The sequence below is a fragment of the uncultured Psychroserpens sp. genome (assembly GCF_947492715.1).
GTDB lineage: Bacteria > Bacteroidota > Bacteroidia > Flavobacteriales > Flavobacteriaceae > Psychroserpens.
This window is the reverse complement of sequence record NZ_CANLNS010000001.1, coordinates 589,268-612,112: the sequence shown is the minus strand read 5'-3', so window position 1 is coordinate 612,112 and position 22,845 is coordinate 589,268. Positions and strand designations below refer to the sequence as shown.

Annotated in this window: 22 protein-coding genes; 14 read left to right on the top strand and 8 right to left on the bottom strand. The window is 34.7% G+C overall.

Going from position 1 to position 22,845, the window contains the following annotated elements; translation table 11 throughout:
• The first annotated feature begins 119 nt into the window (after positions 1 to 119).
• A complete protein-coding gene (locus Q0787_RS02795; RefSeq protein WP_298900701.1) occupies positions 120 to 845 on the top strand; it encodes a polyprenol monophosphomannose synthase in 726 nt (241 codons plus the stop codon).
• A 1-nt stretch (position 846) separates the two neighbouring features.
• On the top strand, positions 847 to 2,193 hold the full coding sequence (locus tag Q0787_RS02790) for a dihydroorotase (RefSeq protein ID WP_298900700.1): 1,347 nt from the start codon (positions 847 to 849) through the stop codon (positions 2,191 to 2,193).
• Positions 2,194 to 2,195: 2 nt separating this feature from the next.
• On the opposite strand, the gene Q0787_RS02785 is transcribed toward Q0787_RS02790, so the two are convergent.
• Complete coding sequence (locus Q0787_RS02785) at positions 2,196 to 3,215, bottom strand: NAD-dependent epimerase/dehydratase family protein (protein WP_298900699.1); 1,020 nt, start codon at positions 3,213 to 3,215, stop codon at positions 2,196 to 2,198.
• A gap of 85 nt (positions 3,216 to 3,300) precedes the next feature.
• Here Q0787_RS02785 and tyrS point away from each other — a divergent pair, with 85 nt between their 5' ends.
• Positions 3,301 to 4,593 (top strand): tyrosine--tRNA ligase, encoded by a 1,293-nt coding sequence (gene tyrS, locus Q0787_RS02780; protein ID WP_298900698.1) that lies wholly within the window; start codon positions 3,301 to 3,303, stop codon positions 4,591 to 4,593.
• Positions 4,594 to 4,683: 90 nt separating this feature from the next.
• Here the strand turns inward: tyrS and Q0787_RS02775 are convergent, their stop codons facing one another.
• The 4 genes from Q0787_RS02775 to Q0787_RS02760 form a co-directional block, all read right to left on the bottom strand.
• Entirely contained in the window at positions 4,684 to 5,136 is a 453-nt protein-coding gene (locus tag Q0787_RS02775; RefSeq protein WP_298900697.1) for a YHS domain-containing (seleno)protein, read from the bottom strand.
• Between the two features lie 30 nt (positions 5,137 to 5,166).
• Positions 5,167 to 6,147 carry an acyl transferase gene (locus Q0787_RS02770; RefSeq protein WP_298900696.1) on the bottom strand — a complete coding sequence of 327 codons (981 nt, stop codon included), beginning with the start codon at positions 6,145 to 6,147 and terminating at the stop codon, positions 5,167 to 5,169.
• 68 nt (positions 6,148 to 6,215) lie between these two features.
• Positions 6,216 to 7,121, bottom strand: a complete 906-nt coding sequence (locus tag Q0787_RS02765) for a T9SS type A sorting domain-containing protein (RefSeq protein WP_298900695.1) — start codon at positions 7,119 to 7,121, stop codon at positions 6,216 to 6,218.
• A gap of 98 nt (positions 7,122 to 7,219) precedes the next feature.
• Positions 7,220 to 9,019 carry a T9SS type A sorting domain-containing protein gene (locus Q0787_RS02760; RefSeq protein WP_298900693.1) on the bottom strand — a complete coding sequence of 600 codons (1,800 nt, stop codon included), beginning with the start codon at positions 9,017 to 9,019 and terminating at the stop codon, positions 7,220 to 7,222.
• A 344-nt stretch (positions 9,020 to 9,363) separates the two neighbouring features.
• Between Q0787_RS02760 and Q0787_RS02755 the strand changes: the two genes are divergently transcribed.
• Positions 9,364 to 10,047, top strand: coding sequence for a response regulator transcription factor (locus Q0787_RS02755; RefSeq protein ID WP_298900692.1), 684 nt, complete (start codon positions 9,364 to 9,366; stop codon positions 10,045 to 10,047).
• Positions 10,047 to 11,090, top strand: coding sequence for an ATP-binding protein (locus Q0787_RS02750; protein ID WP_298900691.1), 1,044 nt, complete (start codon positions 10,047 to 10,049; stop codon positions 11,088 to 11,090). The genes Q0787_RS02755 and Q0787_RS02750 overlap by 1 nt, the downstream gene beginning before the upstream one ends.
• On the opposite strand, the gene Q0787_RS02745 is transcribed toward Q0787_RS02750, so the two are convergent.
• Positions 11,073 to 12,119, bottom strand: coding sequence for a glycosyltransferase (locus Q0787_RS02745; protein ID WP_298900690.1), 1,047 nt, complete (start codon positions 12,117 to 12,119; stop codon positions 11,073 to 11,075). The genes Q0787_RS02750 and Q0787_RS02745 overlap by 18 nt on opposite strands.
• A gap of 87 nt (positions 12,120 to 12,206) precedes the next feature.
• Here Q0787_RS02745 and trmB point away from each other — a divergent pair, with 87 nt between their 5' ends.
• Genes trmB through Q0787_RS02730 form a run of 3 tightly spaced genes read left to right on the top strand, consistent with a single transcriptional unit; the run spans position 12,207 to position 13,888 of the window.
• Entirely contained in the window at positions 12,207 to 12,881 is a 675-nt protein-coding gene (gene trmB / locus Q0787_RS02740; protein ID WP_298900689.1) for a tRNA (guanosine(46)-N7)-methyltransferase TrmB, read from the top strand.
• A 2-nt stretch (positions 12,882 to 12,883) separates the two neighbouring features.
• Positions 12,884 to 13,513: a lysine transporter LysE gene (locus Q0787_RS02735; RefSeq protein WP_298900688.1), complete on the top strand. Its 630-nt coding sequence runs from the start codon at positions 12,884 to 12,886 to the stop codon at positions 13,511 to 13,513.
• A gap of 45 nt (positions 13,514 to 13,558) precedes the next feature.
• Positions 13,559 to 13,888, top strand: a complete 330-nt coding sequence (locus Q0787_RS02730; RefSeq protein WP_298900687.1) for an MGMT family protein — start codon at positions 13,559 to 13,561, stop codon at positions 13,886 to 13,888.
• Positions 13,889 to 13,897: 9 nt separating this feature from the next.
• Here the strand turns inward: Q0787_RS02730 and Q0787_RS02725 are convergent, their stop codons facing one another.
• The gene (locus tag Q0787_RS02725) at positions 13,898 to 14,296 is read right to left on the bottom strand and encodes a hypothetical protein (protein WP_298900686.1); all 399 of its coding nucleotides are present in this window, start codon (positions 14,294 to 14,296) and stop codon (positions 13,898 to 13,900) included.
• 324 nt (positions 14,297 to 14,620) lie between these two features.
• Between Q0787_RS02725 and Q0787_RS02720 the strand changes: the two genes are divergently transcribed.
• The 5 genes from Q0787_RS02720 (at position 14,621) to Q0787_RS02700 (ending at position 18,045) form a co-directional block, all read left to right on the top strand.
• Positions 14,621 to 15,757: an Mrp/NBP35 family ATP-binding protein gene (locus Q0787_RS02720; RefSeq protein ID WP_298900685.1), complete on the top strand. Its 1,137-nt coding sequence runs from the start codon at positions 14,621 to 14,623 to the stop codon at positions 15,755 to 15,757.
• A 3-nt stretch (positions 15,758 to 15,760) separates the two neighbouring features.
• Positions 15,761 to 16,003, top strand: a complete 243-nt coding sequence (locus tag Q0787_RS02715) for a NifU family protein (RefSeq protein WP_298900684.1) — start codon at positions 15,761 to 15,763, stop codon at positions 16,001 to 16,003.
• A 173-nt stretch (positions 16,004 to 16,176) separates the two neighbouring features.
• Positions 16,177 to 17,238 (top strand): NAD(P)/FAD-dependent oxidoreductase, encoded by a 1,062-nt coding sequence (locus Q0787_RS02710; RefSeq protein WP_298900683.1) that lies wholly within the window; start codon positions 16,177 to 16,179, stop codon positions 17,236 to 17,238.
• 71 nt (positions 17,239 to 17,309) lie between these two features.
• Complete coding sequence (locus Q0787_RS02705; RefSeq protein WP_298900682.1) at positions 17,310 to 17,660, top strand: four helix bundle protein; 351 nt, start codon at positions 17,310 to 17,312, stop codon at positions 17,658 to 17,660.
• Positions 17,661 to 17,712: 52 nt separating this feature from the next.
• Positions 17,713 to 18,045, top strand: a complete 333-nt coding sequence (locus Q0787_RS02700; protein ID WP_298900681.1) for a 2Fe-2S iron-sulfur cluster-binding protein — start codon at positions 17,713 to 17,715, stop codon at positions 18,043 to 18,045.
• On the opposite strand, the gene Q0787_RS02695 is transcribed toward Q0787_RS02700, so the two are convergent.
• Positions 18,042 to 18,938, bottom strand: coding sequence for a metallophosphoesterase family protein (locus Q0787_RS02695; RefSeq protein ID WP_298900680.1), 897 nt, complete (start codon positions 18,936 to 18,938; stop codon positions 18,042 to 18,044). The genes Q0787_RS02700 and Q0787_RS02695 overlap by 4 nt on opposite strands.
• 254 nt (positions 18,939 to 19,192) lie before the next feature.
• Here Q0787_RS02695 and Q0787_RS02690 point away from each other — a divergent pair, with 254 nt between their 5' ends.
• Positions 19,193 to 22,843 carry a hypothetical protein gene (locus Q0787_RS02690; RefSeq protein ID WP_298900679.1) on the top strand — a complete coding sequence of 1,217 codons (3,651 nt, stop codon included), beginning with the start codon at positions 19,193 to 19,195 and terminating at the stop codon, positions 22,841 to 22,843.
• Positions 22,844 to 22,845 lie beyond the last annotated feature (2 nt).

Genomic DNA, 22,845 nt, shown 5'->3' with positions numbered 1-22,845 from the left:
ATTTGCAACATTAAATCAATTATATAAGATTAACAATGTTTATGATTTTAAGCCTTATTTATAAGTGATAAAACACTTACTTTTGTCTATAACTAACATCAAAAACTATTTAATTCTCGATGCAAGATGCCATTGTCATCATACCAACCTATAACGAAATAGAAAATATAGAAGCCATTATTAGAGCTGTATTTGCTCAAGATAAGGTCTTTTCTATTTTGATAGTTGACGATAATTCTCCAGATGGTACAGGAACTAAAGTTAAGAGCTTACAAAGTGAATTTCCTGAGAAACTATACCTGTTGTCTAGGGCTAATAAAACGGGACTAGGAACCGCTTATATTGAGGGGTTTAAATGGTGTTTGCAACGACATTATAATTATATTTTTGAAATGGATGCCGATTTCTCTCATAACCCAGAGGATCTTATTAAACTCTATAATGCATGTGCGATAAAAGGTGCAGACATGGCTATCGGCTCTCGTTATATTGGCAATAGAGTTAATGTTGTTGATTGGGATATGAAGCGGTTATTGATGTCGTATTTTGCTTCTAAATATGTGAAATTTATCACGAGAATGAGAATTGACGATACTACAGCTGGTTTTATTTGTTATAGTCGAAAAGTTTTGGAAACAATCAACTTAGACAAGATTAAATTTGTAGGTTATGCGTTTCAAATTGAAATGAAATTTAAAGCCCACCTCAAAGCATTTAATATAGTAGAAGTCCCTATTATATTCACAGATCGAGCAAAAGGAAAGTCTAAAATGAGTGGAAGTATTATTTCAGAAGCGATTTTTGGAGTGATTAATATGAAGTTTAAAAGTTTATTTGGTAAATAAGATGCAGAACAAAACGATACTTATCAAGAATGCTAAAATAGTAAATGAAGGTGCCATCACAGAAGGTGATATTTTAATTGAAGGAGAACTTATCAAAGAAGTTTCAGATTCAATTAGTGCTAAATCGGCCGATGTGATTGTAGTTGATGCCGAAGGTAATTATGTTTTTCCTGGTGTTATAGATGATCAAGTTCATTTTAGAGAACCAGGACTAACGCATAAAGGAAATATTGAGTCTGAGTCTAAAGCAGCACTTGCAGGTGGTATTACATCGTTTATAGAAATGCCTAATACAAACCCTCAAACCACAACAGTAGAAAAATTAGAAGCTAAGTTTGACGTGGCTTCTCAAAGCGCATATGCTAATTATTCTTTCATGTTTGGAGGTACAAATGATAATTTAGATGAAATTCTTAAAGTGAACCCTAAAACGGTTGCTGGTTTAAAGTTATTTCTAGGGTCTTCAACAGGAAATATGCTCGTTGATAATCCTAAAGTTATTGAGAAGATATTTAGTAGCACTGATATGGTTATTTCTGTGCACTGCGAGGACGAAGCTACAATTAGAAAAAATATGCAAACGCATATCGATACCTATGGCGAAGATATCCCAATTGAAAAGCATCCTATTATCAGAAGTGAAGAGGCTTGCTACTTGTCATCTTCAAAGGCCATTGAATTGGCTAAGAAAACTGGAGCTCGATTGCATGTGTTTCATTTATCAACAGGAAAAGAAACCAAACTTTTCAGTAATAAAATTCCATTAAAAGATAAGAAAATAACAGCCGAGGTTTGTATTCATCACCTCTGGTTTAGCGATGAGGATTATAAGCAAAAAGGCACACATATTAAATGGAATCCAGCAGTGAAAACCGCAAAGGATCGTGACGAACTATGGAAGGCTTTATTAGATGATAGAATTGATGTCATAGCCACAGATCATGCGCCACATACGCTCGAAGAAAAAGATAATGTATATACAAAAGCACCTTCAGGCGGACCCCTAGTACAGCATGCCTTGGTTGCTATGATTGAAATGTACCATAAAAATAAAATTTCATTACCAAAGATTGCTCAAAAAATGGCACATAATCCTGCTATATTGTTTCAGGTTGAAAAACGAGGCTATATTAAAGAAGGGTATTATGCCGATTTAGTGATTGTCGATATCAATAACCCTTGGTCTGTTAAAAAAGATAACATTTTATATAAATGTGGATGGTCACCATTTGAAGGAGCTACCTTTAAATCTAGAATAACTCATACCTTCTTAAACGGAAGCCTTGTCTATAATAATTTTAAAGTATTAGATGTGAAAGCGGCAAAACGACTCACCTTTAATAGATAAGATTATGATCTGATGTCGCGCTTGTAATAGTGTGAAACTTTGGAAATTGATTCGTCAATAGGACGAAACTTAAACTGAAGTGCCAACTTCACCTTAGCGTTGTCATATAAGGTGTCTTCAGAAATAGATTTAGCCATTTGTTTGGATAATTTTCGACGTTTTCCAAACAGTTTATGATGTGTCCAATCTAAGCGCCAAGCTACTCCTAATAACAACGGAGAGGCTTCTTTAGTTGCTGTTTTTACCTCTAAATTTCTGGCCACTTTATCCTGAAAACTCTTAAACGATGCATTTTCTGAAATTACAATATAGCGCTCATTTTTTAAATGACTCGTCATTAATTGTGTCATTATAGAGACAACGTCCCATACATCTACATAAGCCGATGACCCTTTAGGGTAGTAATTTAAACCTTTATAGATTTGTTTAAACAAACTCCCGCTACCTCCGCCATTCCAAAATCCAGGACCTAAAATAATTCCCGGATTAACAATAACAGCGTCAATGCCTTCTTGAGTGCCTCTCCAAACTTCCATTTCGGCTCCATATTTAGTAATCGCATATACGCTATTGTCATGTTCTGGATTCCATTCTGTCGTTTCTGTAATCAATGTGCTTGAATTTGACTCATGCCCAATGGCAGCAATAGAACTTACGTAGCATAATTTTTTAACCGAGTTTGAAATGCATAAATTAACAATATTGGCTGTCCCTTTAATATTGACGTTTCGAAGTTCTTTATAACGGTTGGGTTCAAAACTGATGAAAGCCGCACAATGGTAAACGTAGGTGACGTCTTTAAAGGCTATTTCTAAAGCGGGAATGTCATTTATATTTGCCTCTACCCATTCAATTTTATTATAGAGTTCTTCGGCATTATCAGTATAATAACTAAATACTTTTTTTACAGATTCTAGTTTATGAGCCCTGCGATAAATGGCTCGCACAGCGTCATTATTACTTGCCAAATTAAACAATAGATGTGAACCAACAAGTCCTGTGCCTCCTGTAACTAAAATCATAGCATAAAATTACGCTTTTTTCTAATTGTCTTTTGTCTTTTAAGGTATAAATCTATCTTTGCGGAAGATTACTAATAAATACGTTATGATAAAGAATTTTGTAGAAGAATTACAATGGAGAGGAATGGTTCACCAAACCATGCCTGGAGCTGAAGAACATTTAATGGAAACAATGAGATCTGCCTATATAGGTTTTGATCCTACAGCAGATTCTTTACATATTGGTAATTTGGTACCTATAATGCTCTTAGCACATTATCAACGTTGTGGGCATAAGCCCTTCGCCTTGGTTGGAGGTGCAACAGGAATGATTGGTGATCCATCTGGGAAATCTAGTGAACGCAATTTGCTGGATGAAAAAACCCTACGTCATAACCAAGATGCTATTAAAGCGCAGTTATCACATTTCTTAGATTTCGAAAGTGATGCTCCTAATGCTGCTGTGCTAGTTAATAACTATGATTGGATGAAAGACTTTTCGTTTTTAGAATTTATACGCGATGTAGGAAAGCACATTACAGTAAATTATATGATGGCTAAAGATTCTGTTAAAAATAGAATTTCTTCAGAGTCTAGTGATGGGATGTCGTTTACAGAGTTTACATACCAACTGGTTCAAGGTTATGACTTTTTGCATTTGTACAGAGCAAATAATTGTACAATCCAAATGGGAGGAAGTGATCAATGGGGAAATATTACAACTGGAACCGAATTGATTAGACGCATTGCTCGAGGTAAGGGATTTGCCATTACATGTCCTCTTATTACTAAAAGTGATGGTTCTAAATTTGGAAAATCTGAAGGCGGAAATGTATGGTTAGATCCAAACAGAACATCACCTTACAAATTTTATCAATACTGGCTCAATTCTAGTGACGAAGATGCCGAGAAGTATATCAAGATTTTTACGTTTTTAACGGAAAATGAAATCTCGAATATTATAGCATCGCATAAAGAAGCGCCAGGCCAGCGAAGTCTACAAAAACGTTTAGCTGAGGAAATGACAACGATGGTGCATTCTAAGGCCGACTATGAAAATGCCGAAAAAGCATCTAATATCTTGTTTAGTAAAACCTTTAAGGCAGATATTAAAACTCTTGACGAAAAAACATTTTTAGATGTTTTTGAAGGTGTGCCTCAAGCCGAAATTTCTAAAGAAGAACTCTCTGAACTTAATATGATAGGAGCTTTGGCTGCAAAGACTAATTTCTTATCATCAAATAGTGAAGCACGGCGTGCATTAAAAGAAAATGCCGTGTCTGTGAATAAAGAAAAGGTGAAAGAGGATTATCAATTATCTGAAGAAGACCTAATTAATGATACCTATATCATTCTTAATAAAGGAAAAAAGAACACTTATATTATTAAAGTGTCCTAAAAGAAAAACGTCCCGAAAGTAGCGGGACGTTTAACATTAACCAATCAACTATTATTCGAAGCTAATCCTTCTTTTTCATAGAACTCTAAACTATTCGTCTAAATTCATAGCTTCCCAGTTTTTGTCGGCTTTTTTTTGTAAACCTTTCACATTATTTTTTTTCCAGCTTTTTAAAGTGTTATTTCCCCAAGAATTATAGAATAAATAGAGCTTTCCATCTCTAATTTCAAAAGTTTTGGGGTTGATATCCACCTTCTTAGAACTTACAGCTACAGCATATGCACAATAGCCTCCATATTGGGGAATATATTTTTTAGGATCGTTTTTAAATGCTTTAAGATTGTCTTCCGAAGAAAATTTAAACTTTACATTATCGTAGGTTGTGGTATAAGCCTTATCACCTTCGATAGCTTGGTTATCAAAATAAGCTACAACATCATAACCTTTAGCTATATAATTCTTTTTGGTGTTGTAATCTACAGACTGTGCGAATGTTGTTATCATTCCGAAGAAAAAGATAACACTAAATAATTTTGTTTTCATGGATTTGTAGTCGATAGAAAACTAAAAAGTTTACAAGACCATTAAATTACAACCTCTAATGTCACTCGAATCGAACCTTCCAATAACATCAAAACTATGATTCTTATAAGTACGCCCTAAATCCTGTGTTGCAATGAATGAACACGAATTGATATTTGCTAAATCAATAATATTTATGCCACCAGTTTTTTCGTTGTTTAGGAGTGTAAGTGCGTCCTCAGGATCACGTGTTAGAATACGCATCCAACTAGGACATTTAAAACGACCATCGCCCAACGAATACGCCTGGCTTAATAGTTCGGTCATCCCATATTCACTATGAACTTTAGAAACACCAAAACCCGATTTTAGAATGGTATGGAGTTCATCTCTTACCATTTCTTTTCTACGACCTTTCATGCCTCCAGTTTCCATTATGATTGTGTTTTGGAGTTTGAATTGATGACTTTCCACGAGGTCTAATAAGGCAAAAGACACCCCAATGAGCAATACTTTTTTCCCATTAGCATCTAATGCTGTTAATTGTTGTTTTAAGTCATTAATAGTATTGAGGTAGAAACCACTTTCGACATGTTCGGAGGCATTGATCATATCATTTACCATATAGATTAATGACGATCCTTCGCGTTCTAAGTAACTTGGCAATAAAGCAAGAATAACATAGTCTTTAATGTTTCCATAGAATTGCTCAAAACCTTTTCTAAAACTTTGCTCATAAATTGAGAGGTCTGTAACGTAATGCTTACTGGTTGTAGTGCCAGTTGTTCCGCTGCTAGAAAATGTTTCTTGAATGGGAGTTTGAGAACTTAATACCTGATGACTTTTAAAAAACTGAATGGGTAAAAACGGAATATCTCTAATCTGTTTTACATCACTAGGATGCTTATATAGCAAATCGCAAAAAGAACGATACACTGCGTTATTTTCAAACTGAAATTTAAAAACATCTAAAGCTAGTGTTTGAAATTCTTTTTCAGAAGTAATTGAAAAAATGCGAGTTGTATCTATCATTAGTGCAAAAATAAAAAAAAGCGCCTCGATATTTATGGAGACGCTTTTAAATGATTTGTAATTACAATTTATTTAATGGCTAACTTTTTAGTTGTAGACGCATTATTCTGTGTAATTTTTAAGATATACAACCCTGTGTTTAGGTTTGAAACATTTAATTGATTGTTTTCTAAAGTTTCTCTAATAACTTCTTTTCCAGAAACATCAAAAACACTAACCTCAATACTATCATTGGTGTTAGTTGCATTTATGTTAACCACATGAGATGCAGGATTTGGGTACACATCAAAGTTTGTTGTGCTTACATCATTAGTTGATAATGTTTGCATGAAATTACATGTAGGCAGTGTAAGCCCTGGGTTATCGTTCGTTGTCCAATTTCCTGGATTTAATATCGCAGCTTTAAGTTGTGAAATAGATCCTGTTGTTGTAGAACAATCATAAACAGCATTGTCAACTTCGGGAGCGATTTCTAAAGAAAATCCAACTAAAGATGCTGGCTGTGCCGAAGATGTTCCTCCTGTTGCATTAGCATCCCATGCGCCATTCATTTGAATACCAGCATAAAAACCACTCTCATCGCCAGCTACAGGTGTATTAGCAGGGTCATAAGCAAATAGTTGGTCACCATTAAAACTAAGGCTTACCAAACTGCTTACTACTGTAAGCGATCCAATGTTTACTGTTAAACTGTTTACATCTGTAATTAAGATTTCGGTACCAAAAGTTACAACGCTATTTGGTGATGTCCAATCTAAAGTACCTTCGTTGTTTCTAAAACCACCAGCGGCAAACCAACCATTGTCGGTAAACCTGATTGTAGTATTAGCTGGGATATCAACCAATGCCACAAACGAAAATTGGTCTGGATTATCGGCAATGTAACCGGTAAAGGCAATGTCACCTTTTTGTAATTGTGCTTGAACTAAAAATGTTGAAATTAAAAGTAATGTTGTTAAATAGATCTTTTTCATTTTAAATTAAGGGGATAAAAATTAATAATTTGGTGCAAAAAATAGAGAAACAATCATAGGACCGTTTCTCTATTTGTATGTAAATAAGAGTGTTTAGATTACTTGATCACTAACTTTTTAGTTATCGAAGCATCATTTTGTGTTATTTTTAAGATGTAAACGCCAGTATTTAATGCAGACACGTTTAAACGGTCATTTGTTAAAGACTCACTGATTACTTGTTTTCCTAAGATATCATAAACAACTACTGAAGTTGCATTGTTATTATTACTTATGATATTTACAAACCCAGTTGAAGTTGGGTTAGGGAATACTTTAAAGCTATCTGCAGAAAACTCTTCAGTAGATAAAGTATTAGGTGTAACATCTGCCCAAGACGTACCAATACGTAATTCGTCAAATGTCATAATTGGAGTTTCACCAGCTGAATCTTGTCTTAGAACAAATGTATCAACAGAAGGATTTGGTGATCCATCAGTATCTGTTAATAATGCAGTAGGAGCTGTGCCACCTAAATCTGCACCAGCAGGATTAACCCATCCATTAATAGCACCAGTATCAACATTATAACTCATAACAATAAAAACATCTTCATTTATATTGTATTTAGTTGTAGTAAAGTTCGAACCAGAACTACCATTTGTTAATGCAATGTCGTACGTTGTACCTACAGGATCAGTATCTGGGTGTACCCATAATCTCGCGTCAAAACTACCAAGAACTGCAAAGTAACCACCATCATTTAAATCTGTAATATTTGATAAGTCACTAATGTTGATAATAAAAGAGGCATAAACTTCTCCAGAAGTTACAGGAGTAAAAGTGATTTCTGAATCTATATTAGAATTTTCAGAACCATCTAACTGAACAGATTCTCCAGTTGGAGCAATTAAGCCTGCATAAGTTAAGTTACCAGAAACAACATCAATTGGATTTGCAGAACCACTAAAGTTATTCCAATTAGCTTGTGCGCCAAGGTCTGCACCTACTGTATAGTCAAAACCTTCATATAAAGGTAAACTGTTTGAAGGCTCACAAACAGGAGATGTTACCGTAGACATAAGGTCACATAATCCTCCATCTTGAACAGTAATTACAACATCTGTTCCTTCTGCAACACCTGTCACTGTAATTGTACCAGTTGCATCACTTGAAGGATCGCCATTTGTTAAATCAACAACTCCTGAATCTGCCATTACTGTATATGTAGAAGTTCCTCCTCCAGAAAAATCAACTGTAGCAGTGTATGTGTCACTAGTAGCACCTGGTGTAAAAGTATCACAAACAGCAGAAGTTGAAGATAAACTTAAATCGCAAACAGCTGTATCATTTTCTGCTCTAAACGTTGGAGCTTTAGTTTCATAAGCATCACCAGCCATATTTAGTTGAAGTGATTCTGTATCATTAGTTCCATTTAGGTTTTCGTCATATTGAACAGATTCTCCCAAACCAGCTAATAACCCAGCGTCATCACCATCACTAGTACCATATACAATAGCATCTACTAAATTTGTTGAAGTCACAGGTGTGTTATCTGGAAAATCAGTGTCATTAGCACTGTAAACAGCAACAGCATCTGCTCCGTTTTGTAAGGCATTACTAGCGCCCATGTCTGTATCACCAGGAAGTGTGATTATAGCGGTATTACCTAAGATAAAGAATCCGTTAGCATCTAAAGTTTTACCATCAAGATCGTAAGCGGCATAACTTTGGTCATTTGAGCCATTATAAAGTACAACTACTAATCCATCAAGAGATGCGTTAGGCGTTCCTTTAAGCTCAATAAACTCAGCCATATCAGTACCTGGAGTAGCTGCGTCAATTTCGTTTATAACCACTTGACCAAAGGACAAAGATGTTGTTAAAACGGTTAAACATAAAAAGTAAAGTTTTTTCATAATTATTTTGTTTGTTAAAAAGTTAAGTATTTTGAAAAAATAGCAAACAAATATAAGGAGAATTTGGTGTTTAAACGAATAAATGAGATGCTATATCTCCATTTAACAATAGAATAACACTAGTTTTAAGTGGTTAATGTACAGTTTGTAAAGGCTATTGTAGACTTTTATAAGGATGTAGGTGTTTAAACCACAGCGATAGCCAGTTTTTACAAATTCGTGCACAATTAATTATGGCATTATGATTGGTTTTTATAAGGTTAACTTAATGTTATCAATTTATCGTGTAGTATAATTTTTTGTTATTAATAGTATCTTTACATCACAAAGTTTTCACTATTACAATGAAAAAAAGAGATATTAAAATCTTGTTGGTTGATGATGAGCCCGATATTTTAGAGATTGTTGGTTATAATTTATCATCTCAAGGCTATCAAATTAGTACTGCCGAAAACGGTATTGAAGCCGTAAAAAAAGCAAAAAAAGAAAAGCCTCAATTAATCATTTTAGATGTTATGATGCCAGAAATGGATGGCATTGAAGCATGTGAGCTTATTAGAAAGGTTCCAGAATTGAGTGATACTATTATTACATTTTTAACAGCTAGAGGTGAAGATTATTCGCAAATGGCTGGTTTTGATGCTGGGGCAGACGATTATATAACTAAGCCAATTAAGCCTAAAGTATTAGTAAGTAAAGTTAAGGCACTTTTAAGACGCCTAAAAGATGAAGAACAAATAGAAGAAGTTCTAAAAATTGGTGATCTTACCATTAATAGAGAAGAATATAAAATATCAATAAAAGACGAAGAATTGGTCTTGCCAAGAAAAGAGTTTGAATTACTATCTTTGTTAGCAACAAAACCCAATAAAGTCTTTAAACGCGAAGAAATCCTTGATAAGGTATGGGGAAATGAAGTGGTTGTAGGAGGTAGAACCATTGATGTTCATATTAGAAAACTTCGAGAAAAAATTGGAGACAAAAAATTTAAAACCATTAAAGGTGTTGGGTATAAGTTTGTAGACTAATGCAAAAAAAATTAAAAAAATCATACAAGTTTGCTTTTAAAACTTCCTTGTACATTACTTTTTTTTTAACGCTCTTATCGAGTGTTTTTTTGTATTTACTGCATTCTATTGATTTACTTTATTTGGCCTCTTTTGCTTTATTTACTTATATATTGTCTTTTATCGTTATCCAATATAGAGTAGAGCGTTTTATATACAGACGTGTAAAAAAAATCTATGACGACTTAACAATTTTAGAATCAGCCTCGCTAAGAAAACAACCTATTACTACTGATATGGCAACCCTTACTCAAGAAATTGATAAGTATGCTCGAGATAAAAAATTGGAGATTGAAACGCTTAAAGTTAGGGAAGAATATCGTAAAGAGTTTTTAGGTAATGTGTCGCATGAGTTAAAAACACCGTTATTTACTGTTCAAGGCTATTTATTGACCTTGTTAGATGGTGCTATGGACGATGAAAATGTTAGTGAAAAATATTTAAATAGAGCCAACAAGGGCTTAGAACGACTTATCTATATTGTTAAAGATTTAGATATGATTACCAAGTTAGAAGTTGGTGACTTAAGGCTAAATATTGATAGGTTCGATATTGTAGAATTGGTAGAGAGTGTGTTTGATCTTTTAGAAATGAAGGCCTCGAAAAAGAAAATATCGTTAATGTTCGATATAGATTATAATCAACCAATACTTGTCTCTGCAGATAAAGAGCGCATCCAGCAGGTGCTTACAAATCTAATTGTAAATTCCATTAAATATGGGAAAGAAAAGGGTACCACCGAAATAAGCATAGAAAACCTTATTAAAAATAAGGTTATAGTAAGAGTTACAGATAACGGAGAAGGTATTTCTAAAGTCAATATCCCACGTTTGTTTGAACGTTTCTATAGAGTCGATAAAAGCGGATCTCGAAAAGAAGGAGGGTCGGGATTAGGACTTTCAATTGTTAAACATATCATTGAAGCTCACGAAGAAAAAATCTATGTAGAAAGTGAAGTAGGTGTAGGAAGTGAATTTTCATTCACCCTAGAAAAGGTGAAATAACTTTTTGTAATTCACATCATAGTCCATCGCATTTAAGCCTTTGTATTCTGAAATCACAGTTAACTTTTCTAAATTGAAATCGCCCTGGTTGCAGCTAGGAGCATATCCAAGATCGGTTAATCGTTTCGCTAAATATTCTTGCTCAAATTGCCCTGGTGTAGGAATGAAAAAGGCCTTTTTACTAAGTTTAGTCAAATCCATTATTGTCGTATATCCAGAACGCGCTACGATAAGCGCACTTTCATTAATAACTTTTTCAAGCTCTTTACTCGTGAGATAGTTGTAAATTGTAATGTGCTTCTCTTCGGAAATATGCTGTTGTTTTTCAACACGTCCCATAACAAAAACCACCTTTCCATTAAAATTTTTGAAATCATTTAAAAGTTTACCTTCCAGCAACGTACGTTGAGGTTCAGGACCAGATAAGAGCACCAGAACATCAAATTTCATAGGTGTCGTTTTCTTCTCAAATCGACTCAGCGGACCAATATATTTTATGGGCATTTCATGCATATTAACATGACCTAAGACACCACTTAAATTATGGTCACCTAAATTATCTGGAACCCAACATTCATTAAAACGTCTAATGATTTTCTGATGCAGTTTTGTGCTCAACCAAGTCGTATTTCCGCTTAATACTTGAAGTTGATGTGTTACAAATACACAAGGCACTTCTTTGCTATGTACACCCAAGCGATTATCAGATATAATTCCATCTATATTGAATGCTTTTATAATAGAAGCTGTTGCCTTTTTCTCGGCAGTAATGGCTTTCATCAATTTAGGAGAGTTTTGAAACAATTTCAACTTAAAATGATGTCCCTTTTTTGGGTAACTTACGCCATAAGAAGGTAACGCAATGGTTTGCAATTCAGGGAATTCTTTCTCTAACAATAATAAAGCGGCACCATCACTTGCAATAATAGGCTCAAAATGATGAGCAATTAAAGCATTAATAAGAGGAATGCATCTTGCAGAATGGCCTAATCCCCAATTTAAAGGTGCTATGAGTATTCGTTTTTTCAAATTCAGTAAAAACAAAGTTAAAGATTAAAATGTTTCCTTAATTTTACGGCTTGAATAATAAAAATAAGAAATTGTTAATTTTTTAAAGTGGGAAGTAAAAATAAACTTAGACGATTTAAAGAAAATGAAACCTTTGACAATGTGTTTCAGCCAAAACGAGACGAGCTCGTAAACGAAAAGTACGAACTAAAAGGACAATGGAATAGGTCTGTTTTTAAAAATGACAATCCTTTGGTTCTTGAATTGGGTTGTGGTCGTGGCGAATACTCGGTAGAATTGGCAAAGAAATTTCCAAACAAAAATTTTATTGGAATAGATATTAAAGGCGCTAGGTTTTGGAGAGGTGCAAAAACCGCTATTGAAGAGAATATACCTAATGTTGCATTTTTACGAACACAAATAGAATTAGTAGATTATGCGTTCGCAAAACATGAAGTAGACGAAATATGGATAACCTTCCCAGACCCACAAATAAAATACAAACGCACAAAGCATAGAATGACTAATTCCGAATTTTTAAAACGTTACAAAACCATTTTAAAACCAGATGGTGTTGTTAACTTAAAAACCGATAGCGAATTTATGCATGGCTATACACTTGGGCTCCTGCATGGAGAAGGACATGAGGTGCTTTATGCTAATCACAATGTCTATAAACAAGAAGGAAGTCCAGAAGAAGTTACGAGTATACAAACCTATTATGAATCCCAATATCTAGAACAAAACAAACCAATTACGTATATTAGGTTTAAAATTAGTTAGATTTGAACATAACCGCCATTTTCTTTCTGGGATTAATTATCGCCCTTGTTGGAGTTATTCCTCCTGGATTATTAAATATGACCGCTGCAAAGGTAAGTCTAAAGGAAGGTTCAAGTCGTGGCGTGGCGTTTTCTATTGGGGTTTGTTTAATAGTGTTTTTACAAACTTACATTGCGGCAATGCTTGCAAGATATCTTAGTAATCACCCCTATGTTGTTGAAGTTTTGCAACGGGTTGCCTTTGTGATTTTTGTGTTAATTACCATTTATTTTTTATTGCTAGCTAAAACCTCTCCAAAACCCGATGTAGAACAGCATACTAAGAGTAACCACAGTCGTTTTTTTCAAGGTATGTTTTTGTCTGCAATTAATGTGTTTCCTATTCCTTATCAAGCCTATATGACCATTACCATCGCAACGTTTGGGTGGTTTACTTTCGCAACTTCAAACATTGTGACCTATTGTTCTGGGGCAGCAACAGGAACTTTTGTTATGTTATATATTTATATATTCTTTTTTGATAAAATCAAGGATAAAAAATTCACATCTCAAAAAAACATGAACTATATCATTGGTGCAATTACTGGTATCGTTGCAGGTGTGACCTTGATTAATATTATAATGGATTTATAACCCCAGTTAAATACAGATTATACCAATTGGCAAACGACAATTTATATGAAACAAGAAACACTTAATTTCTTTGATAAAGTTTACGAAGTTGCACGATTAATACCTTACGGAAGAGTAACAAGCTATGGTGCTATAGCTAATTATTTAGGCGCAAAACGAAGTGCAAGAATGGTAGGTTATGCTATGAATGGCTCTGCAGGTAAAGACGTACCTGCACATCGTGTGGTAAATCGTAAAGGTTTGCTAACAGGAAAGCATCATTTTGACGGCACCAACCTTATGCAACAACTTCTTGAAAGCGAAGGCATAGAAGTGATCGAAAATCAAATCCAAAACTTGGATAAAGTATATTGGGATCCCGCTAAAGAATTATAAGTAAAGTTATTACAGATTTGATACCTTTTTAAAGTTATGATTTATAACGTTTGGCTTTTTGTCAGACAAAGAAATATTATGAACTTTAGCCAGTAAGTCTGTTTCATTCTTAAAAAGTGAACTTTTAAGAGATTGCATCTCAGATTCTATACTTTCTTTGATTAGTTTTTTAAGACCATCAGTAAAGGACAAGCTAAACTGTTTTTTGTATAAAAAAACATGATTAGAAAGCGTAACTTTACCATCTTCAATACATATATAAATCTGGTTCTTCTTGTCTATAATAAAGAACTCTTCAGATATTGGTGAACTCAGTTTTTTTATATGCGGTTTTTCACAATATGCAGTAATAATACGCTTAACATATTGTGCGTCTTCTTTAAGATCTTTTTTTCTAAATGTGAACATAATGTCTGTTTTTAAAATAGCTACAATGAGGTAACTATAGTTATACTATTAGAAACAATTTGAATGCCAAAGTCACAAAACATTATGAATCAAACACTTAGACGGATATTTTTGCATTTAGTGTCTGTTATTTTGTCGTTCATCGAATCCCAGTAATGCAATTTCGAGTGCTGCCAGTTGTTTTTTACATCAATTAATAGGGTTCATGGCGTCTATTGTGTTATAAATCATTTCAATTAAACGGTTTCAAAATGTAAACATTTCGCTGTATCTTTGCATTTTAGAATGATTCTTAATAAAAGGATCTAGTTTTTAAAACACACTATGAAATTAAATAAACAAGATATACTTAAAGCGCTCGAAACCATTTCTGCACCAGGAGAAGGACAAAATATGGTTGAGAGTGGAGCTGTAACCAATGTTGTCACGTTTGCAGATGAGGTTATTGTAGATATTACTATCTCAAACCCGAGCCTTCAAGCCAAAAAGAAAACCGAAGTTGAAATCATGAAGACCATTCATGATATCGTTTATGAAAAGGCTAAGATTACCGTTAACGTAAAAGTTAATGCTCCAGCAAAAGCAGCTCCTAATGTTATTAAAGGGAAGGCCATTCCTGGAATTAAAAATATTATTGCTGTAGCTTCTGGAAAAGGAGGCGTAGGAAAATCTACAGTAACGGCGAACCTTGCTGTGACTTTGGCAAAAATGGGATTTAAAGTTGGAGTTCTTGATGCCGATATTTATGGGCCGTCGATGCCAATTATGTTTGATGTAGAATTAGAACGCCCATTGGCTGTAAAAGTTGATGGAAAATCTAAAATGCGACCAGTAGAAAATTATGGTGTTAAAATGTTATCCATTGGATTTTTTACAAAACCAGATCAGGCTGTAGTTTGGAGAGGACCAATGGCGGCAAAAGCATTAAATCAAATGATTTTTGATGCCGCTTGGGGAGAGCTCGATTTTATGCTCCTTGATTTGCCTCCAGGAACAGGAGATATCCATTTAAGTATTATGCAATCCCTCCCAATAACAGGAGCAGTGGTTGTTAGTACACCGCAAAATGTGGCTTTGGCAGATGCAAAAAAAGGTGTAGCCATGTTCCAACAAGATAGTATTAATGTACCTGTATTGGGTATTATAGAAAATATGGCTTATTTTACACCAGATGAGCTTCCAGATCATAAATATTATATTTTCGGAAAAGAAGGTGCTCAAAACCTTGCCGAAGATTTAGAGGTACGCTTTTTAGGAGAACTACCTTTGGTACAAAGTATAAGAGAAGCTGGAGATGTTGGTCGACCAGCAGCATTACAAACAGCTACATCTTTAGAAAAGGCGTTTGAGAAGCTAACTCAAAATGTCGTTGAAGAAGTAGTGAGACGTAATGACGATTTGCCGCCAACAGAAGCAATTAAAATAACGACCATGGCTGGATGTTCAGCAGTAAAGAAATAATAGATGAGTACAGAAGAATTAAGACTTAACGTAGAAAAAGCATTGGATGAGATTCGTCCTTTTTTGCAAAGTGATGGTGGTGATATTTCATTACTATCCATAGAGGATGATAAGTTGGTTAAAGTGCAATTACAAGGTGCTTGTGTTGGATGTAGTGTTAATCAAATGACACTTAAATCTGGCGTTGAGATGACCATTAAGAAGTACGCGCCTCAAATAGAAGAAGTCGTTAATATTGAGTCTTAGTATGGCGTGACCACAAGGGTCAGGCTTTCACTACTCGCTCTCTGCGAGGAGCTCAAACAGGCCGTTCAATCCTTCACGCATAGACTGATAAATGTCATAAAAAAGAGACGTTAATTGTAAGAACTTTGCCCAAACAAAGCTGATTAAGAATTACAGAATTTCGAAACACACAAATGATTAAAACAGATATACTCATTATTGGAGCTGGACCAACAGGTTTATTCACCGTTTTTGAAGCAGGTTTGCTTAAATTAAAATGTCATTTAATTGATGCGTTACCGCAACCAGGAGGTCAATGCTCGGAGATATATCCTAAGAAACCTATCTACGATATTCCTGCATACCCAGAAATTTTAGCAGGCGATTTAACAGATAAATTACTCGAGCAGTGCAAGCAATTTGAACCAGGATTTACACTAGGTGAGCGTGCCGAAACCATAGATAAGCAAGACGATGGTACATTTATAGTTACAACAAATAAAGGTACCAAACATCAAGCACCTGTTGTTGCTATTGCAGGAGGTTTAGGAAGTTTTGAGCCGCGTAAACCATTAATTCATAATATTACCGATTTTGAAGATAAAGGTGTAGAGTATATCATCAAGGACCCAGAAATATATAGAGGTAAAAAAGTAGTGATTGCAGGAGGTGGAGATTCTGCATTAGACTGGAGTATCTTTTTGAGTGATATTGCAAGTGAAGTCACATTAATTCATAGACGCAATGAATTTCGTGGTCACTTAGATTCGGTAGAGAAAGTTCAAGAGTTAAAAAATAAAGGAAAAATAAATCTTGTTACACCTGCTGAGGTAATTGGGATTGTTGGAGATAGAAATGTAAAAGCTGTTGTTGTAAAACAGGCACAACATATTGAAAAAGAATTCGAATTGGAGTGTGACCATTTTATTCCACTCTTTGGCTTGTCTCCAAAACTGGGACCAATAGCAAATTGGGGATTGGAGATTGAAAAAAATGCCATTGTTGTTAACAATGCTCTAGATTATCAAACCAATATTCCAGGAATTTTCGCGATTGGTGATGTGAATACCTATCCAGGAAAATTAAAGTTGATATTATGCGGATTCCATGAAGCAACATTAATGTGCCAAGCAGCATATCAAATTATCAATCCTGGCAAACGTTATGTGTTAAAATATACAACAGTAAGTGGTGTAAATGGATTTGATGGGACACGTAAAGAGGCCCCTAAAGCTGTTGTGAAAAAGATAGATTAATCACTTAGTAAATAGTATTAAGTGGTTAGTAATTAGTGATTAATAAAAAGTAAATAGTAGTAAGTGGTATAATGGCTGTAAAACGATTTGAAGACTTATTAGTTTGGCAAAAATCTCAAGATTTGGCAGTTGCTATTTACAGTACTTTTAAGGACAACAAAGATTTTTCTTTTAGAGATCAAATAAAAAGAGCTACTGTTTCTATTTCTAATAATATTGCCGAAGGTTTTGATAGAAATTCTAATGCCGATTTTTCAAGATTTTTGTATTTTTCACTAGCTTCTAATAGTGAAGTTAGATCAATGTTGTATTTGTCTTTAAGACTTGGTTTTATTAATAAACTTGAGGTTGACAAACTAATTGAAAAAACAAATGAAATTTCTAAGATGTTGCATGGTTTGATTAAGTCTATTAGAAATTAAGAACAAGCTATAAGTTACTAACCACTAACCACTAACTACTAACCACTATTATATGGAACAAGACGTCAACATAAAAATAACAGATCGCGATGGTGTAACTCATGAGGTTTTGGCACCTACAGATATGGCAATGAACCTCATGGAAGTTGTTCGTTCTTACGAGTTGGCTCCAGAAGGTACAGTTGGTATCTGTGGAGGTATGGCCATGTGCGCCTCATGTCAATGTTACGTAAATTCTGAGCACGAACTTCCCGAAATGCAAGACGACGAAGAAGCCATGTTAAGCGAAGCTTTTTATGTTAAGGACAATTCGCGTTTGGGTTGTCAAATTCAAATCACGCCTGAGATGGAAGGTTTAGAAGTAGAACTAGCCCCTGAGAGTTAATCTGTTTTATAATCTACTAATTTTCTAGGTCCTTCTAATACAATTCTAACAATTTTAAGTGTACCATCATCTGTGGTAGCAATTTGCCATTTAATAAGAGAGATTTCACCGTTTTCAATTTCTATACCAGTAATACTTCTTGGGTGGACGCAACTTCCGTCATTAAAAAAAGCGATGTCTCCAGGTTCTGGGAATCGAGGTCTGTGTGTATGACCAACAATCGTGATGAGGTTATCGTTATCTGCAATCCATTTTTTAGTGCGACGTTCAACTTTTATAAGTTCTTTGTAGTTTTTTGCCGGACTTGTAGGATCTGCAATACCCATAACATTGAGTGGTTTCCATAGAACGCGAACCATAAAACGGCTCCATTTCCAAAAGAGATAATTCCACCAATCTGCTTGATGCCCATGGGTTAAGAACAACTCCTGTCCTGTTTCAGAATGTTTTAAAACAACTGCTTCATGGTATTTGATGTCGCAAAAAAGTTCAACATTCTCGCCTATTTTTGGATCAAAATAGGTTGATAAATGTTTTTCTACATAGTCTGGATCTCGATATACCATATCATGATTTCCCCAAATCATGTGTAATCGCTCTTGTTCATGAAATAACTTCATCAACATATACACATTTTTGTGTGCATTTAAGATAGATTCAAACGATAAGTTTTCCCAAAGTTCGTCGCCATCGCCTAACTCGCAATAGCTGAAACCTTCGGCATAATAGTGTTTTAAGGCATGAAAATAAATATTTCTGTTATTGGCAAAATCGTCGGCAAAGCTATTATCACCTCTATGGCAATCGCTAAATAAAATTAACTTACTGCTATTGTCAAATGGAACAACTTTAGCATTGTTATAAGCACGATCTAATCTGGATTTTGAAGACATGAATAAACTTTCAACTAAAATAAGCAGAAATTAAATAACTGCGCTAAACTTGTTGTGTTTTTCAATTATAAGGACATGTATATCGGTATAATTAAAGGTTTATGCTTTAATATTTAAAGCTATAACCTTTATCCAGACTCATATTTCGTAATTAGCTTTAAGACATTAAAAATGAACATGCAAAATCATCGCAAAGCCCTGTAAAATGGACAATTGGTGATTTGTTTTCAGTTAACTATTAAAGTATTTACGCAATGAAAAATTTTGTAGCACAGATTTTAACTGTCTTTATATTAATGTTGTTTTCCCTGTCTTATGCACAGGAAAATTCTAAAGACTCATTTACACTTCCAGAAATTATAAGGCCTTCTCCTACGGTAGCTCAATTAATGAAGTTTGAAGAGGTAGATTTAAACCATTATACAGGGCAACCTCGTATAGGGATGCCCTTATTTAGTAAATCCATTAATGGATTAAACTATAGTCTGGCCCTACAATACCAAGTTTCGGGCATTCGCGTAAATGAACAGTCGGGCTGGGTAGGCAAAGGTTGGTCGCTAGAAACTGGCGGTGTGATTTCACGTTCGGTAGTTGGACTACCAGATGATTTAAACGTTCCAGGAATGTTTATTGGAATTAATCACAATCAATTTTATGACTATTGGGATTGGAATATTCTAGACACTTTTGATCCTAACAATCCAGATCCTAATAGTGATGCTTATAAGATAAGAGCGTTTTATTTTGATGCGCAACATGCCCAAGACTATCAATTGGATTATCAACGTGATATCTATCAGTTTAATTTTTTTGGTAGGACAGGACGTTTTCTATTTGTGAAAGAAAATGGTGTTATTACGCCTAAAATTATTGGTGATGCCTCAAAACTAAAAATCACTGTAAGTTATGCTGCACAAACAGGATTTTATGATGGCTATGACAACCCTTATCCTGAAGTCATTGATTCCTTTACAATCACTGATGAGAACGGATTTAAATATACTTTTGATCAAGTCGAGGTTACAAAAAATAATAGTTTTTCCATTTCTTACCCACAACCTGGAAGTGGTGGTGGAGCCGTAGCTCCAGTAGCAGGAGATGATATTCCTAAATTTCGCTCGGCATGGAAACTCAGTAAGGTTGAGACTCCTAACGACTTAAACTTACTAAGTATCGTTTATAAAGATGTTGTAGAAGAACCCGAATATCTTGCTACCACCATTGAACATATTGTAGATGTTAATACCAGACCTTATACTGTAGGGATTACTCCAAGTTGTATTTCAGCATTATACGCTCAACTAAAACCTCTTGCTGTAAGCTCTACGCGAACAACGATTATAGATTCTAAAAAGGTTGATTATATCACATTTAGAGATGGTGTTACCATAGAGTTTACCTCTAACGATAATCACCCTGAATATGTTGGTAAAAGACTCAATTCTGTAGTGATTAAAAACAATGGCAGTGTTAATAAAACCTACGATTTTAATTATAACGCGGCAATGGAGAATACTTCTAGTTTGTTGTTTTTAGATGAAGTTGAGGAAAATAATTCATTAGCCTATGTCTTTGAATATAATAATAAAGAGAATTTAAATGCCTTTGGTCAAACGTTGAGTGATGCCTTTGGATATTATAACAGTGGTGATGAGCAAACGTATAAAGATTTAGTGACCTCTGGTGCACTCTCAAGTATTACATATCCTACTGGAGGTAAACGTGAGTTTAATTGGCAAAGTAATACCTATAGTTATAAAGGTGATCGCTTGTTGACCTTTGATGAGATTTTCGAAAACCCAGATAATTATACCGTAACACCAGATTCACAAATTCATAATACAACAAATCATTATCAGACAGGAGGAACGCCTCCAACGAGTGCTGTGCAAACAATAACGGTAAATGTGGATCATAATGCTAATGTTAAATATGAAATATTAAGTGGTCAAGATTATATAAATCCATTTAATTTTACAGTGTACTATGTTCCAATAACAGGTAGTGGTACAGCTGGTAGTTTTATTCTGAATGGTAACAATACAACAGGAAATGTAAAAGTAGGATTAAAAACAGGAACATATGAGTTTCACATTGCCCAAGATCCGTTTTTACCGGTTGAAGATCCATATGCGCAGTCTACACTACCTCATGCTGTTAGCGTTAGATTAGTGATTTCTCCAAAGTCATTAATCGCCGATGAATTAAATTGGTGGGTTTATGGAGGCGGTCTTCGTATGTCATCTGTAGAAAATGTAGATGCTGGTCAGACCAAATCTAAAACAGCATTTAACTATCAATTAGAATCTTTAGTTCCAAGCCCAATGGGATATCCAGGTAACCCTAATTTTCAGGGACCAACAAACCCTACACATTATTATTCTAGCGGTTCTTTTGATGGATCATCTCATTTACAACGTAAATACACAATAGATAGTAAACCCATTTACAATGCGGCTCAAATTGTTGAAAACCCCGTGCGCTATTTTGTAACCGAAACTAATAATGCATTGGATGCACAGATGACCCAAGGCAACTTTATAGGCTATAGAGATGTGGCTGCTTATAACGTTGATACATCGGTTGCTCCAACGCCACAAACAAGTGGCGAAACTATTAAAGATGAATCTGTTGTAAAATACAGGTTTCATTCCCCTATTGACTTTCCAACGTTTACTCAAGGATACACCTATCCATTTCCGCGAATGGTTGACACAGATTATAAAAGAGGAAATGCAAAAACAGTGTCCATATATGATACAGACAACAAACTTCTTAAGCAAACTACAAATACGTATAATTACGAAAGTGGTGCTATAGAACAGGTGGTGACAGAATCATTAGCTTTTGATACTAACGAAAATGATTTTATCAATGGAAGTGATGGAACTGGGCCACATTGTGCAAGAGTCATGTTTGATAACTTTTATTTGTATGGTCAAAATAGCCCTTTACTAACAAAGTATAATACAGATATTTGTACAGGACTACCTTTATCAAGAGCAGGTTTATTCATCGCGTTTGGCTCACCTTTCATACATGTAAATGAGCTAACGGTAGGACCATCTAGACGTTATGACGAGGTGACCTACAAAGTACAGCTTACGTCTACAGAGACTAAGGATTACGTTTATGACGGCACCGAGCAGGTTGTTTTAAACGTTCCTATTCCTGATAAAATGGTGACAACCAATCAAACCTTTAGTTATAGTTCTGATAATTATCAAATTGCAGAACAAAATACATTCCTTAAAGAAAAAGGTGTTGACCAACATTGGCAAACCAAATATTACTATCCAGTAGGACCGAGTTTAAATAGTAATTCAACAGTTATAAAAGACAAGTTAGAGGATTTAAACAAGATTAATGAGGTTTTAGAGACGGAGAGTTTTAAGAATGGTGTTAAGCTAAGTGAGACACAAAATATTTATCATGAATTTGTAAGCAATCAAGTATTACCTCAATCTGTTAAATCGGGTAAGAGTTCAACAACCCCAGAGTCTCGAATAGAATTTATAAAGTATGATGGCTATGGGAATCCACAAGAGCTTAGAAAGTCTGATGGTGTTCCAATAAGTTACATATGGGGATACGACAATACATTTCCCGTAGCAAAACTTCTAAATGTCACTTTTGCTCAGATAGAGACTGTTTTAGGCAGTAATTTCAATGCAGGTTCGGGAGGTTTAACTGCGACCCAGATAAATACATTAAAAACTAATTTTCCGGATGCTCAGGTATCAACTTACGAGTATAATGCTATGGTTGGTATCACAAAGGTGACAGATGCTAGAGGCTATTCTATGACCTATAATTACGATAGTATGAATAGGCTTTTATATGTCAAAGATCAAGATGGTAATATCTTAAGTGAAAATGAATATAACTACAAAAACCAATACTAATA